Origin of the sequence: Bradyrhizobium sp. AT1, from assembly GCF_001590795.1 — a bacterium.
Lineage (GTDB): Bacteria > Pseudomonadota > Alphaproteobacteria > Rhizobiales > Xanthobacteraceae > Bradyrhizobium.
The window spans coordinates 6,485,266-6,500,872 of record NZ_JXDL01000001.1 but is presented as its reverse complement, the minus strand read 5'-3'; the positions used below and the strand labels follow the sequence as shown (position 1 = coordinate 6,500,872).

General features: G+C 64.5%; 8 protein-coding genes. 6 read left to right on the top strand and 2 right to left on the bottom strand.

Translation table 11 applies throughout. The annotated features are described in order from the left end of the window. Position 1 precedes the first annotated feature (1 nt). Genes treS through treY form a run of 5 tightly spaced genes read left to right on the top strand, consistent with a single transcriptional unit; the run spans position 2 to position 12,047 of the window. A complete protein-coding gene (treS, locus tag SE92_RS30135; RefSeq protein ID WP_063201711.1) occupies positions 2-3,295 on the top strand; it encodes a maltose alpha-D-glucosyltransferase in 3,294 nt (1,097 codons plus the stop codon). Beyond that, complete coding sequence (gene glgB, locus SE92_RS30130; protein WP_063201710.1) at positions 3,288-5,426, top strand: 1,4-alpha-glucan branching protein GlgB; 2,139 nt, start codon at positions 3,288-3,290, stop codon at positions 5,424-5,426. Before treS ends, glgB begins: the two co-directional genes overlap by 8 nt. 3 nt (positions 5,427-5,429) lie before the next feature. Further along, positions 5,430-7,508 (top strand): glycogen debranching protein GlgX, encoded by a 2,079-nt coding sequence (glgX, locus tag SE92_RS30125; RefSeq protein WP_063201707.1) that lies wholly within the window; start codon positions 5,430-5,432, stop codon positions 7,506-7,508. Further along, positions 7,505-9,259: a malto-oligosyltrehalose trehalohydrolase gene (gene treZ / locus SE92_RS30120; RefSeq protein WP_063201704.1), complete on the top strand. Its 1,755-nt coding sequence runs from the start codon at positions 7,505-7,507 to the stop codon at positions 9,257-9,259. Before glgX ends, treZ begins: the two co-directional genes overlap by 4 nt. Before the next feature lies 1 nt (position 9,260). Beyond that, positions 9,261-12,047 carry a malto-oligosyltrehalose synthase gene (gene treY, locus SE92_RS30115; protein ID WP_063201701.1) on the top strand — a complete coding sequence of 929 codons (2,787 nt, stop codon included), beginning with the start codon at positions 9,261-9,263 and terminating at the stop codon, positions 12,045-12,047. Positions 12,048-12,049: 2 nt separating this feature from the next. Here the strand turns inward: treY and SE92_RS30110 are convergent, their stop codons facing one another. Continuing rightward, complete coding sequence (locus SE92_RS30110) at positions 12,050-12,367, bottom strand: polyhydroxyalkanoic acid system family protein (protein ID WP_063201698.1); 318 nt, start codon at positions 12,365-12,367, stop codon at positions 12,050-12,052. 183 nt (positions 12,368-12,550) lie between these two features. Between SE92_RS30110 and SE92_RS35235 the strand changes: the two genes are divergently transcribed. Then, positions 12,551-12,715, top strand: coding sequence for a DUF3309 family protein (locus tag SE92_RS35235; RefSeq protein WP_007595743.1), 165 nt, complete (start codon positions 12,551-12,553; stop codon positions 12,713-12,715). Between the two features lie 122 nt (positions 12,716-12,837). Here SE92_RS35235 and ligD read toward each other — a convergent pair whose 3' ends face one another. Next, complete coding sequence (ligD, locus tag SE92_RS30105; protein ID WP_063201696.1) at positions 12,838-15,507, bottom strand: DNA ligase D; 2,670 nt, start codon at positions 15,505-15,507, stop codon at positions 12,838-12,840. Between the last annotated feature and the right edge of the window lie 100 nt (positions 15,508-15,607).

The following is a 15,607-nucleotide window of genomic DNA, read 5'->3' as shown; positions in this document are numbered from 1 at the left end:
GATGAACGTTCTATCTTCCGTCGACACCAAGAAAGCCGAGGCTGCCGAGATCGTGGACGAGCTCTGGTACAAGGACGCCATCATCTATCAGCTCCACGTCAAGGCCTTCGCGGACAGCAACAATGACGGCATCGGCGATTTTGCCGGCCTGACCGAGAAGCTGCCTTATCTGCAGGAGCTCGGCGTCACCGCGCTGTGGCTGCTGCCGTTCTATCCTTCGCCCGGCCGCGACGACGGCTACGACATCGCCGACTACGGCTCGGTCAATCCCGATTTCGGGACGATGAAGGACTTCAAGCGCTTCATCCAGGAAGCGCAGAAGCGCGGCCTACGCGTCATCACCGAGCTCGTCGTCAACCACACCTCGGACCAGCACAACTGGTTCAAGCGGGCGCGCCGCAGCCCTGCAGGCTCGAGCGCCCGCAATTGGTATGTCTGGAGCGACACCGACCAGAAATACCAGGGCACGCGCATCATCTTCACCGACACGGAAAAGTCGAACTGGACCTGGGACCACGAGGCCGGCGCGTTCTACTGGCACCGCTTCTTCTCGCACCAGCCGGACCTCAATTTCGACAATCCGCGCGTGGTCAGCGCGCTCATCCAGGTGATGAAGCGCTGGCTGGATGCCGGGGTCGACGGCTTCCGCCTCGACGCCATTCCCTATCTGTGCGAGCGCGAGGGCACCTCGAACGAGAACCTCCCCGAGACGCACGCCATCATCAAGCGGCTGCGCCAGGAGCTGGATTCCTATTCCAAGGGCAAGCTGCTGCTGGCCGAGGCCAATCAATGGCCGGAGGACGTGCAGGAATATTTCGGCCGCGGCGACGAATGCCACATGGCCTATCACTTTCCGCTGATGCCGCGCATCTACATGGCGATCGCGCAGGAGGACCGCTTCCCGATCACCGACATCCTGCGCCAGACGCCGGATATTCCGGCGAGCTGCCAATGGGCGCTGTTCCTGCGCAATCACGACGAGCTGACGCTGGAAATGGTCACCGACGTCGAGCGAGACTATCTCTGGACCACCTACGCCAACGATCCCCGCGCCCGCATCAATGTCGGGATCCGCCGGCGCCTCGCGCCGCTGATGGACAACGACCGGCGCAAGATCGAGTTGATGAACTCGCTGCTGCTGTCCTTCCCCGGCACGCCGATCATCTATTACGGCGACGAGATCGGGATGGGCGACAACATCTATCTCGGCGACCGCAACGGCGTGCGCACGCCGATGCAGTGGAGCCCGGACCGCAACGGCGGCTTCTCGCGCTGCGACCCGGCACGCCTCTATGCACCGCTGATCATGGACCCGGTCTACGGCTACGAATCGGTCAACGTGGAGGCGCAGTCGCGCAGCCTGTCGTCGCTGCTCAGCGCCACCAAGCGGCTGATCTCGGTGCGCAAGTCGACGCTCGCCTTCGGCCGCGGCACCATGACCTTCATCCGCCCGGCCAATCGCGCCGTGCTGGCCTATGTCCGGCAATATCGCGACGAGGTGATCCTGTGTGTCGCGAATCTTTCGCGCGCAGCGCAAGCCACCGAACTCGATCTGTCGCCGTGGAAGGACCGCATCCCGCAGGAGATGCTCGGCCGCACGCGCTTCCCCGCGATCGGCGAGCTGCCCTACATGATCACGCTGGGGCCTTACGGCTTCTACTGGTTCCAGCTTCAGGAGCGCGACAAATCCGAGCCGGTGACGCCGCGCGCGGTTCCGGAGTTCGAGACCCTGGTGGTGCCGGTGAACTCGAACTGGGTGTCGCTGGCCCGCGAGCGCGGCGTGTTCGAGCGCGACGTGCTGCCCGGATTCCTGTCACGGACGCGGTGGTATCCCGAGCACAATCCCAAGCAGATCAAGACCACACTGACCTCGGCGGTGCCGTTCAGCGACATCGGCGACAACAGGCCATGGATCGCGTTCTTCGAGACGACGCGGGACGACGTTACGACGCGCTACGTGCTGCCCATGCAGATCGAATGGGTGCGCTTCGACCGCGAACGCTTCAATCCGAAGGCGCTCGCCGCCGTCCGCCAGGGTGCGCGCGAGGGTACCCTGCTTGACGTCGGTACCGACCAGATCTTCATCGGCCTTTTCTTGCGAGGTCTGTCGCAAGATCTGGTCGTGGACGAGAACAATCTGCGGCTGGAGTTCAAGGCCACCAGCCGGTTCGCTGACTATACCGTCAAGGAGCCCGAACGCATCCGCGCCATCGAGCAATCGAACAGCACCGCGCTGGTCGACAACCAGTATGTCGCCAAGATCTATCGCCGGCTGGAAGGCGGCATCAATCCCGAGATCGAGATCGGCCATTATCTCACCGAGGTCGCGCGCTTCGCCAATACGCCGGCGTTGCTCGGCAGTGTCGAGCTGGTCGAAGGCGACCAGCGCAGCGCGCTCGGTGTGCTGCATGCCTATGTCGAGAACCAGGGCGACGGCTGGACCGTGACGACGGGCTATCTTGATCGCTATGTCGACGAGCAGCGCGTGTGGATTGCGGGCGAAGCGCCCCGCGAGACCCAGGAGCAGACGCTTTATCTGCACTTCATCGCTCAGATCGGCCGACGGCTCGCCGAGCTGCATGTCGCCATGGCCGCCGCGAAGACGGATGATCTGGCTCCGGAGCCGATCGGCCCTGCACATGCCGAAGCCCTCGTGTCCAGCCTCAAGGCGCGGGCCGAGCGGGTGCTTCAGCGACTGGCCGACAGCCGCGACGGGCTGCGCGAGGCGGATCGGCCGTTGATCGACCGGCTCATGGCGCTGCGCGCGAGCCTACCCGGCCAGCTGAATGCACTCTTGCCTTCCGGGATGGGCGGGTTGAACATCCGTCATCATGGCGACTTCCGCCTCGGGCAAACTCTGATCGTGAAGGACGATATCTTCATCATCGACTTCGACGGCGATCCCCGTCTGCCGCTGGCCGGCAAGCGGCGCAAGCTGCCGGCCGCGCGCGACGTCGCCGGCATGATCCGCTCGATCGATGCGTCGGTCAACGCCGCGCTGAGCCGCGCGCTCACGGGCGCCTCCGACGAGCAAGGCCGGCTCACGGCCGCGCTCGACGAATGGCGCGAGCGAGCTGCCGTCACCTTCCTGTCCGCCTATCGCGATGCCATGACCGATCGGCGGCTGTGGCCGGAGAACCGGCAATCCGCGGAGGGCCTGTTAAGGTTTTTCCTGCTTGATCAGGCCTTCGATGACGTAGAGTACGAGCTGTCCCACCGGCCTGAGGGGCTCCATGCGCCGCTGACCGGACTGCTTCGCATTCTGTCCAGTACCGAGAGCGAAGCCCATGCCTAAACTGCCTGCCGAAGCCTATGCGATCATCGAGGGCCGCCACTCCGACCCCTTCCACTATCTCGGGCTGCACCCTGAGGGCGGCAAAAGCGTGGTGCGTGCGTTCCTGCCCGAGGCCTCGAATGTCGAGGCTGTGGGCGAACATGGCGAGGTCGCCTCGCTCGACCGCGTGCATGATGCCGGGCTGTTCGTCGGCGCCCTGCCCAACGGCTCGAAGCACTATCAGCTGCGCGCAAAATTCGGCGGCGCCGTCGTCGAGTTCGAGGATGCCTACCGCTTTCCGCCGATCCTGACCGATTTCGACCTTTACCTGCTCGGCGAAGGCACCCACCAGCGGCTGTATGACAAGCTCGGCGCCCATCCGATGCGGCACGAAGGCGTCGACGGCATCGGCTTCGTGGTGCTGGCGCCGAATGCACGGCGCGTCTCCGTGGTCGGCGATTTCAATTTCTGGGACGGGCGGCGCCATCCGATGCGGGTACGCGGCGCCGGTTATTGGGAATTGTTCATCCCGCATGCCAAGGCTGGCGATCACTACAAGTTCGAGATTATCGGACCGCATGGCCATCTGCTGCCGTTGAAGTCCGATCCGATGGCGTTTGCGAGCGAAGTCCGTCCCAAGACGGCGTCAATCGTGTTCGATGAGGCCCATCTGCCGCGCCCGCGCCCGTCACCTGATGGCATCAACGCGCTGTCGGCGCCGATGTCGATCTACGAGGTTCATCTCGGCTCATGGCGCCGCAAAAACGGGGATGAGTGGCTGACCTATCGCGAACTGGCCGAACAGCTGCCGGCCTATGCCCGCGACATGGGTTTCACCCATCTCGAATTCCTGCCCGTGAGCGAGCATCCGTTCGACGGCTCCTGGGGCTACCAGCCGACCGGCCTCTATGCCCCGACCAGCCGGTTCGGGACTCCCGAGGATTTCGCCGCCCTGATCGATGCCTGCCACCGCGAGGGCGTCGGTGTGCTGCTCGACTGGGTGCCGGGGCACTTCCCCGACGATCCGCATGGCCTGGGCAGCTTCGACGGCACCGCGCTGTACGAGCACGCCAACCCGCTGCAGGGCCGTCACCTCGACTGGGGCACGCTGATCTACAATTACGGCCGCACCGAAGTGACGAATTTCCTGGTATCGAATGCCCTGTTCTGGATGGAGCGCTATGCCATCGACGGCCTGCGCGTCGATGCCGTCGCGTCCATGCTCTATCTCGACTACAGCCGGCCGCCGGGCGCTTGGATCCCGAACCAGTATGGCGGACGCGAGAACATCGAGGCGATCAACTTCCTGCGCCGCTTCAACACCGAGGTCTTCGCCCGCTTCCCGCAGGCGACCACGGCGGCGGAAGAATCCACCGCCTGGCCGCAGGTCTCGCGCCCGGTCGAATTCGGCGGGCTCGGCTTCGGCTACAAGTGGAACATGGGCTGGATGCACGACACGCTGAACTACATCAGCAAGGATCCCGTTCACCGCAAGCACCATCACGGCGACATCCTGTTCGGCCTGCACTACGCCTTCTCGGAGAACTTCATCCTGCCGCTCTCGCACGACGAGGTCGTGCACGGCAAGCGATCGATCCTCGGCCGCATGCCCGGCGACGAGTGGCAGCGCTTCGCGAATTTGCGCGCCTATTACAGCTTCATGTTCGGCCACCCCGGCAAGAAGCTATTGTTCATGGGCGCCGAAATCGCGCAGAGCCGCGAATGGAACCACGACCAGTCGCTCGACTGGCACCTGCTCGAATACAAATACCATTCCGGCATCCAGTCGCTGATCCGCGACCTCAACCGGCTCTACCGCGCGGTGCCGGCGCTGCACCAGATGGACTGCGACCAGGCCGGCTTCGATTGGCTGGTCACCGACGACGCCAATCGCAACGTGTTCGCCTGGCTGCGCAAGGGATTTGACGAGCAGGCGCGGTGTCTCGTGATCACGAACTTCTCGCCGAACGTCTATCAGAACTATCGCGTTCGCGTGCCCTTCGGCGGCAAATGGAAGGAGGCGCTCAACTCGGACTCCGCCCATTATGGCGGCAGCAATGTCGGCAATGTCGGCGAAGTCCATGCCGAGAATGGCGAGCTTCGCCTCACCATTCCACCGCTCGCCGCGATCTTCCTCGTTCCGGAAAGCTGACACATGCGCCTGACTGCTGGATCGCCCGCACGCCTCGGCGCAAGCTGGGACGGGCGCGGCACCAATTTCGCGCTGTTCTCCGCCAACGCACAAAAGGTCGAGCTCTGCCTGTTCGACAGCCAAGGCCGCCGCGAGCTCGAGCGGATCGAGCTGCCGGAGAGGACCGAAGACGTCTGGCACGGCTATCTCAACGACGTCTCGCCCGGCCAGCTCTACGGCTATCGCGTGCACGGCCCCTACGAGCCCGAGCACGGCCATCGCTTCAACGCCAACAAGCTGCTGCTCGATCCCTATGCCAAGCGGCTCGCGGGACGGCTGGTCTGGAGCGACGCGCATTTTGCCTACCGCACCGGCTCGGCCCGCGAGGATCTCTCCTTCGACCGCCGCGACAACGCACGCGGCATGCCGAAGGCCGTCGTGGTCGACGAGACCTTCAACTGGGGCCGCCGCGAGATCCGTCCCAACATCCCCTGGGAAGACACTGTCATCTACGAGGCTCACGTCAGGGGGCTGACGCAGAAGCGCGATGACGTACCGCCGAATTTGCGCGGCACCTATGGCGGCCTGTCCTCGCCGGCGATGATCGATCACCTGAAGAAGCTCGGCGTCACCACGGTGGAGCTGCTGCCGGTGCATAGCTTCGTCGACGATCGCATCCTGGTGGAGAAGAAGCTCGTCAATTACTGGGGCTACAACACGCTGTCCTTTTTCGCACCCGAGGCACGCTATGCCCAGGACAACGCGCTCGACTCCTTCCGCACCACGGTGGCGCGTCTGCACGATGCCGGCATCGAGGTGATGCTAGATGTCGTCTACAACCACACCGCCGAGGGCAACCATCTCGGCCCGACGCTGTGTTACCGCGGCATCGACAACGCCTCTTATTACTGGCTGAACCGCGAGAACCCGCGTTATTACGACGACTTCACCGGTTGCGGCTCGTCGGTGAACCTCACCCATCCGCGCGTGCTGCAGATGGTGATGGATTCGTTGCGCTACTGGGTCGAGGTCTGCCACGTCGACGGCTTCCGCTTCGACCTCGCCACCACGCTGGCGCGTGGGCCGAATGGCTATGATCGCGGCATCTCGTTCCTGACCGCGATCCGGCAGGATCCGGTGCTGGCGACCGTCAAGCTCGTCGCCGAGCCGTGGGACCTCGGGCTGGGCGGTTACCAGGTCGGCGCCTTCCCCTCGCAATGGTCGGAATGGAATGACCGCTATCGCAGCGCCATGCGCCGCTATTGGAGCGGTGAAGGCAGCCTGATCGGCGACATCTCCAGCCGCATGACGGCGTCGTCCGACCTATTCAACCACGACGGACGGCGGCCGCGCGCCAGCATCAACCACATCACCGTCCACGACGGCTTCACGCTCGCCGACCTCTTCAGCTACAACGAGAAGCACAACGAGGCCAACGGCGAGGACAATCGCGACGGCTCCAACGACAACCACAGCAACAATTGCGGCGTCGAGGGTCCGACCGACGATCCCACAATCATCGGCCTGCGCCGCCAGCTTCGCAAGAACGTGCTGGCCTGCCTGATGCTCGCGCAGGGCGTTCCGCTGATCCTTGCCGGCGACGAGGTCGGCAATTCGCAATCCGGCAACAACAACGCCTATTGCCAGGACAACGAGATCGGCTGGGTCGGCTGGGACAATCTCGGCAAGGAAGGCGACGACATGGTCGATTTCGTCGCCCATCTCGCCGACATCCGCCGCCGGTTCTCGCAACTTCGCAGCCATCGCTGGCTCGACGGCCGCCCCAAGGACGGCATCTCTTACGGCGCACTGTGGCTGACCCCCGCCGGCGACGAGATGACGGAGAACGACTGGAAATTCCCGGAAGGGCGGTTTCTCTCCTATGTGATGGGGCCCATGGAACCAGGCAGCGCCGCGATCTTTATCGTTCTGAACGCCGCGCCCGAAGAGATCGCATTCAAATTGCCCAAAATGACCGAATACAAAAGCTGGCAGCAGATCCTGAACACGACGGATGCCAAGCTGAACACGGTCGACTTCCCGCCCGGAAGCGACAGCAAGGCGCCGCCACGCTCCGTGCTCGCCTTCGCGGGGGCCCTATGAGGCCATCCTTCGGGGCGAAGCCGACCAAGGACGGCGTGTCGTTCCGTCTGTGGGCGCCCGCCGCGCGCCGCGTCGATCTCCTGCTCGACCGACGGCACGCGATGCAGCGCCGTCAGGATGGCTGGTACGTGACCGAGATTGCCGGCCTTCCCGTAGGTAGTCGCTACAAGTTCAGGATCGATGACGAGATCGACGTGCCCGATCCGGCGTCGGCCTTCCAGCCCGAGGATGTGTTCGGTCCGAGCGAGGTGATCGACCACGACGCTTTTTCATGGCGTGCGCGCGATTGGCGCGGTCGCCCCTGGGAAGAGACGGTGCTGATCGAGACCCATGTCGGCACCTTCACGCCAAAAGGCACCTACCATGCCATGAACGACAAGCTCGATCACCTCGCTGCAACCGGCGTCACCGCGCTGGAGCTGATGCCGCTGGCGGATTTCGCGGGACGCCGCGGCTGGAGCTATGACGGCGTGCTGTGGTATGCGCCCGACAGCGCCTATGGCCGCCCGGAAGACCTGAAGACACTGATCGACGAGGCGCATCTGCGCGGACTGATGGTGTTCCTCGACGTCGTCTACAATCATTTCGGCCCTGAAGGGAATTATCTCGGCCGCTATGCACCGGCCTTCTTCACCGATGCGCACACGCCCTGGGGCAGCTCGATCGACTATCGCGTTCCGCAGGTGCGCGCCTTCGCGGTCGAGAACGCGCTGTCCTGGCTGACCGACTACCGTTTCGACGGGTTGAGGCTGGATGCCGCCAACCACATCATGGCAATCCCCGGCGAGCAGTCGATGCTGCAGGACCTCAGCGTCGCCACCGGCGAGCTCGCCAAGGCGACGGGGCGGCACATCCATCTCGTGATGGAGAACGGCGACAATCGCGCCAGCCTGCTCGATGCCGCGCAGAATCCGCCGAACGGCAAATATCGCGCGCAGTGGAACGACGACTATCACCACGTCTGGCACGTGATGCTGACGGGCGAGCTCGCCGGCTACTATGCCGACTACCAGACGCCGCGCATGGACCTCGCGCGCGCACTTGCCTCGGGCTTCGTCTATCAGGGCGAGGTTTCGGAGTTCTGGGGCAAGAAACCGCGCGGCGAGCCGAGCGGCGAGCTGCCGCCGGTGACCTTCGTCAACTTCCTGCAGAATCACGACCAGATTGGCAACCGTCCGCTCGGCGATCGGCTCGAAAGCCTGGCATCACCACAGCAGATCGAGGCGGCGCTCGCGGTCACCTTGCTCGCGCCGATGGTGCCGATGCTGTTTCAGGGCGAGGAATGGGGCTCGACGGTGCCTTTCCCATTCTTCTGCGATTTCCAGGGCGAACTCGCCGACGCCGTCCGCAAGGGGCGCAAGCAGGAATATGCCTGGGCCTACGAGAAATACGGCGACGAGGTGCCCGACCCGCTCGATCCGGCCACGATGCAATCGGCCGTGCTCGACTGGACCGGCCGCACCGCGGAGCAGGACGCCCGGCTGGCGTTGGTCCGACAGCTGCTTGCGCTGCGCCGCAAGGAGATCGTGCCGCGGCTGAGGGGCGCGAGTTTCGGCGAGGCCGAGGCGGCAGACAGCGGGCTGCTCACCGCACATTGGCGGATGGGGGACGGCACGACGTTGCGCCTGACCGCCAATCTGTCGGACCAGGAGATCGCCCGTCCCGAGAGCGCAACAGGCGCTCCTATTTGGGGCGATGCGAGCGGCGACCAGCTCGCGCCATGGTCGGTGATCTGGCATCTCGGAGGTTAACATGCCTCCTGCCATTCCGCTCGCGACCTACCGGCTCCAGCTCACCGCGGATTTCGACTTCGACAAGGCCGCCGCCGTCGTTTCTTACCTCAAGGCGCTGGGGATCACGCATCTCTACGCCTCGCCGGTGATGAAGGCGCGCAAGGGCTCGACCCATGGCTATGACACCGTCGATCACGGCCAGTTCAATCCCGAGCTCGGCGGCGAGGCCGGCTTTGCCCGGCTGAGCGAGGCGCTTAGGGAGCATGATCTCGGCCTCATCATCGACTTCGTGCCCAACCATGTCGGCGTGCATTTTGCCGACAATCCCTGGTGGCTGGACGTGCTGGAATGGGGCCAGGCCTCGCCGCACGCGGTCTCGTTCGACATCGACTGGGATCAGCTCGCCTATCGCGCCCGCGGCGGCGTGCTGCTGCCGATCCTCGGCAAATCCTATGGCGAAGCGCTGGAGAGCGGCGACATCGAGCTACGCTACGATCCGGATCAGGGCAGCTTCTCCGCATGGTATTTCGAGCATCGCCTGCCGATCGCGCCGGAGCGCTACGGCGAGATGCTGCGCATGATCGTGAAGGAAGCGGAAGCCGCCGAGACCGAGGCGGGCAAACGCCTGCTGTCGCTGGCGGCGCGATACGCCGGACTGCGCCGCCCCAACCGGAAGGAAGCCCCCGCCTTCAAGACCGAGCTTAAGGAGATGGCAGGTGGCGCCGACATCATCGCACGCGGCCTTGCCGCTTATCGCGCCGCCAAGGATCGCCCCGCGCAGATTCTGGCGCTGCATCACCTGCTTGAGCGCCAGCACTACAAGCTCGGGCATTGGCGGCTCGCCTCCAGCGACATCAATTATCGCCGCTTCTTCGACGTCAACGGATTGGCAGGTCTACGCGTCGAGGACGCCACCACGTTTGCCGCCACCCACCGGCTGGTGAAGCAGCTCATCACTGACGGCAAACTGCAGGGCATCCGGCTCGATCACATCGACGGCCTGCGCGATCCCGCCCAATATTGCCAGCGCCTGCGCCGGCTGGTCCGCGACGCGCAAGGCAACACCAAGCCGTTCTATACGGTGATCGAGAAGATCCTGTGCGAGCACGAACGCCTGCCGCATTTCGCCGGGGTCCAGGGCACCACCGGCTATGAATGGATGAACGTCATCACCCAGGTACTGGTCGACGCCAAGGGGTTGACGGCGCTGGACGAGACCTGGCGGCAGATCAGCAACCGGCCGCCTCAGCTTGCGCCCTACGTCAAGGACGCCAAGCGGCGCGTGCTGGAGACGCTGCTCACCAGCGAATTCACCGTGCTGACGCGCCTGCTCGCGCGCATCGCCAACGGGCATTACTCGACCCGCGATTTCTCCGCCGACAGCCTGCGCCAGGCGCTGGAACTCTATGTGCTGCATTTTCCGGTTTACCGCACCTATCTGACCAACAGCGGCCCGACGGCCCCCGACCGCAAGCTGATCGACGACACCATCGCCCGCGCCCGCGCGGAATGGTTCGCCGCGGACGAAGGCATCTTCGATTTTCTGCGCGACGCGCTGACCATGGACCTGCTCAAGCCCGGGCGTCCGCCACATAGTGTGCCACGCGTGCGGCGCTTCGCGCTGAAGGTGCAGCAATTTACCGGCCCGGTGATGGCGAAGTCGCTGGAGGACACCGCGTTCTATCAGTTCCACCGGTTGCTCGCGCTGAACGAGGTCGGCGGCGATCCCGCCAGCAACGGCCTTTCCATCTCCGCTTTCCACGAGGTCATGCAGGCCCGCGCCAGGGAATGGCCGCTGGGAATGACGGCAACCGCGACGCATGACACCAAGCGGGGCGAGGACGCCCGTGCGCGCATCGCGGCTTTGAGCGAAATTCCCGGCGAATGGACCAGCGCGGTTTCACGTTGGAAGGTGTTGAACGCGCCGCACCTCGCGCTCCAGGGCAATTTCCGCGCGCCGTCGGCGACGTTCGAATACATGCTCTACCAGACGCTGCTCGGGGCCTGGTCGCTGGGCGAGACGATCGACGCCGGCTTCGTGGAGCGCATCCAGGCCTATGCGCTGAAGGCCGCGCGCGAGGGCAAGGAAGAGACCAGCTGGCTCAATCCGCACGAGGCGTATGAGAACGGCGTGAAGAGCTTCGTCGAGAAGATCCTCGATCCCGCGCTGTCAGGCGAATTCCTGGAGGCGCTGCAAACGCTGGCCCGCCGCGTCGCACTGCTCGGCATGTTGAACTCTCTGAGCCAGCTCACGCTGAAGGCGACGCTGCCCGGCGTGCCCGACTTCTATCAGGGCACGGAATTCTGGGACCTGTCGCTGGTCGATCCCGACAACCGCCGCCCGGTCGACTTTGCCGCACGGCACGCGGCGTTGGGCTCGCTGGACGATCCGGACTGGAGCAGCCTGATCAAGAGCTGGCCGGACGGACGGATCAAGCTGGCCTGGACCCGGCGCCTCCTCAAGCTGCGCAATGAGCTCGCCGACGTCTTCGCGCAAGGCGACTACCAGCCGCTAGCGGTGCGCGGCGCACATGCCGACCATGTCATTGCCTTCGCCCGCCGCCACGGCCGCAACGCGGCGATCGTCGCAGTCGGGCGTCAGTTCGCGCCGTTCACGCAAGCCGGGCGGGAATGGCCCACGTGGGAAAGATTCGACGCAACCGTCGATATCACGGGCTATGCCGCGGCGGACTTTGCCGGCAACGAACTGCCGCTCGCGCAAGCCTTCCGTGATTTTCCCGCCTCCGTCATCGAGGCCCGGACGGCAAATGCCATCCGGCCCGCGCGGCCGCGCGCACGCGCCTGAAATTACTTTCCGCCGTCCTTGGTCAGCAGCAACTGCCCGCGCTTCCTGATCGTGGCCTGCGCCATCTCGGCAAACCGCTGCAACAGCCAGGGCAGCACGACTTGAACCTTGACGTGGTCGTCGCCGACATCGACCTGCCCCGTCGCGACCTGCCCCATCGCGCGGATACGAAAAGCCATGCTGTCGCCAGTCCAGCGCTCCTCCTCGACCTGCATCACGGGAATGCTGGCGGCGGCGCGGCCGAGCCCGGTCTTGAGCCGGCGCACCGCCTCCTCGCGGCCGAGGCGATGCGGAATGGAAACGACAAGCGGTGCTGACATGGCCCTGCCCTACGGTGACTGATCCCTCACATAATCATGCCGGGCGCCCCTACAAAGGTTCCATGCAAGTTGAGCCGCTGGGCCGTGTTTCATCGCGGGAACTTTAAAACCTGCGGCAAGTTGCCCCCGCACAACGGGACAGCTTGAAACGACCCTTTTGAGGAAGGGCTGGAGGAGATTCGCATGTCTATCGGTACGATCATTCTGATCATTCTCGTCATCGCCTTGCTTGGCGGCTTCAGCGGCATCGGCGGCGGCCCGTTCTATGGCACCGGCTATTACGGCGGCGGCGGTCTCGGGCTCGTCATCGTCATCCTGCTGATCCTGCTGCTGCTGGGACGGATCTAGGGCGAGGACTTGTAAGGTGGGTTAGCCGCAAGGCTTAACCCACCTCTTTGCTTTCCGCGGAGACGAAATTGGTGGGTTACGCTCAGCGACGACGCTGCGCGTCGTCGCCGAGCTAGCCCACCCTACTTCTTCCCCGCGAGCTTCTTGATCGCCGCCTTGATCGACGCGGCCGCATCCTCATAACCCTCCCACGCCTTCGACCGCGGCAGCAAGCCCGGCACGGTCCGCAGCGTGTAGCGCTTTGGATCGAGATCGCTCTTCACCTGGGCCCAGGTAACAGGCATCGAGACCGTCGCCCCTGCGCGCGCCCGCGGCGACAACGGCGCCACCGCCGTCGACATCCGGTCGTTACGGAGATAGTCGAGGAAGATCTTTCCCTTGCGCAGCTTCTTCGACATGTTCAGCAGATAGCGCTCCGGATCGTCGTCGGCCATCCACTGGCAAATGCCTTGCGCGAAGGCCTTGGCTTCCTTCCAGCTTACCTTGTCGCGTGCGCCGTGGCGCAGCGGCACGACGACATGCAGGCCCTTGCCGCCCGTGGTCTTGCAGAAGCTCTCCATGCCGACCTCGGTCAGGCGCTGCCGCATTTCCTTGGCTGCCTCCACGACGTCGGCAAACGCGACGTCCGGCGCCGGATCGAGATCGAACACCAGCCGGCCCGGCGTGTCATAGGCATCAGGCGCGCAATTCCATGGGTGCAACTCGACGCCGCCGATCTGCGCGACAGCCGCGAGCCCTTCGACGCGATCGATCTGCAAATACGGCTTGCGATCGCCTGAGACCTTGGCCAATTCGAGCAAATTGGAGGTGCCCTGCATGGCGTGGCGCTGGAAGAAGGTTTCGCCACCGATGCCATCAGGCGCACGCACGATCGAGCACGGGCGGCCCTTCAGATGTTCGATCATCCAGGTCCCGACCGCTTCGAAATAACGGGCGAGATCGAGCTTCGTCACGCCCTCGCCATCACCACCATCCGGCCACAGCTCCTTGTCGGGCTTGGAGATGACGACGCCCATCACCTGCGCCGTGCCGGAGTCCTTCGATCGCTTGGCCGTCTTCGCCACGCGCCTGCCGGCTTTGGGCTCGGCAAGCTCAGTGTCGACAGGCGTTTCCGCCTCGACCTCCTCAGCCGGCTTGTCCTGCCGCAAGCCCTTGAATGCGGCCTGGCGGATATTGCCGTCGGCGGTGAAGCCGGCGAATTCGATTTCGGCAACCAGCTCCGGCTTCAGCCAGTGCACCTCGCGTGTCTTCTTCGGCGCGTTCTTGCCGCCGAAGGGGCTTTCCTTGGCCGCCATCGCCTTCAACGACGGCATCAGACGCTTGACCTTGTCCGCGCCGAAGCCGGTGCCGACCATACCGACGAAAGCGAGATGATCCCCGCGCTGCACGCCGGCCATCAGCGAGCGGAATTTGCCGTTGGTGGTTTTCCAGCCGCCGATCACAACCTCATGGCCGGCGCGGCATTTGGCCTTGGTCCAGCTCTCGGTACGGCCGGAGCGATAGGGCGCGTCCAGCTTCTTCGACACCACGCCTTCCAGCTCGAGCTTGCAGGCCGACTGCAGCACCGCATCGCCGCCGCTCTCGAAATGCTCGACATAGCGGATCTGGGTCGATTTCCGCTTGCGTGATTCCAGTAGCTTCTTGAGCAGGGCTTTGCGTTCGCCGAGCGGCAGACGCCGGTAATCCTGGCCTTCTGCGAACAGCAGGTCGAAGGCAAAGAAGATCAACTCTTCGGTCTTGCCATCCGACAGCGCAGCCTGCAGCGAGGAGAAATTCGGCGCGCCATTGTGGTCGAGCGCGACGATCTCGCCGTCGATCATCCCGTCCGGCAGCGACCCCGCCTCTTTCGCGATCGCCGCGAACTTGTCGGTCCAGTCGAGGCCCTTGCGCGTCTTCAGCGTTGCCTCGCCGTCCTCGACCCGAAGCTGCACCCGGTAGCCGTCGAACTTGATCTCGTGGCACCAGCCATCGCCGGCCGGCGGCCGCTCGACCGACGTGCAGAGCTGCGGCGCCACGAAGTCCGGTATCGCCGAGACTTTTTTGGCAGTCGTCGCGGTCGTGGCCTTCTTCCTGGCCGACTTCCCGGCCTTCAGCGCCGTGCGGGGGGCCGGCTTGACCGTGTGCCCTTTGGTCTCCTCCGCGCGATTGGATTGCCAGACCGCATCGGCCTTGGTCTTGGCCCCCTTCGCCAGCATGAACGGTTTCGGCGCGCGGCCCTTGCCTTCGGCGATCTCTTCCATCGCCCGGCCGGAGGCCACCGATCTGTCCTCGTCGAGGATGTCGTTGTCCTTGCCCTCGCGGACATGTTCGTCGCGATGCTTGATCAGCAGCCAGTTGGTGCGCTTGCCGCCGGTGCGGTCGTTGCGCATGCGCACCAGCACCCAACTGCCGTGCAGCTTGTCCCCGTGCAGGGTGAACTTCAAATCGCCCTTCTTGAAGCCGCGCTCGGCGTCTTCCGATTCCCAGGTGCCGCGGTCCCACAGCATCACCGTGCCGCCGCCATACTGCCCTTCCGGAATCGTGCCTTCGAAATCGCCATAATCGAGCGGATGGTCTTCCACTTCGACCGCCAGCCGCTTGTCGTGCGGATCGAGCGAAGGTCCCTTGGTCACGGCCCAGGACTTGAACACGCCGTCGAACTCGAGCCGGAGGTCGTAGTGCAGTCGGCTCGCATCGTGCTTCTGGATCACGAAGCGCCGCTGCTTCGATGGCGCCACGGCGGACTTGCCCGACGGCTCCGGCGTCTTCTCGAAGTCACGCTTCTTTCGGTAGGTCGAGAGTTTCTGCAGCACGGCCAGTCCCGCTTTTCTTTCGGGGATTCAAGCCTATCACGGCCCAAGTCCCATCCGGAACCAAAACCCCACGGGACGGTTGGGGTTCCAAATCACCTTG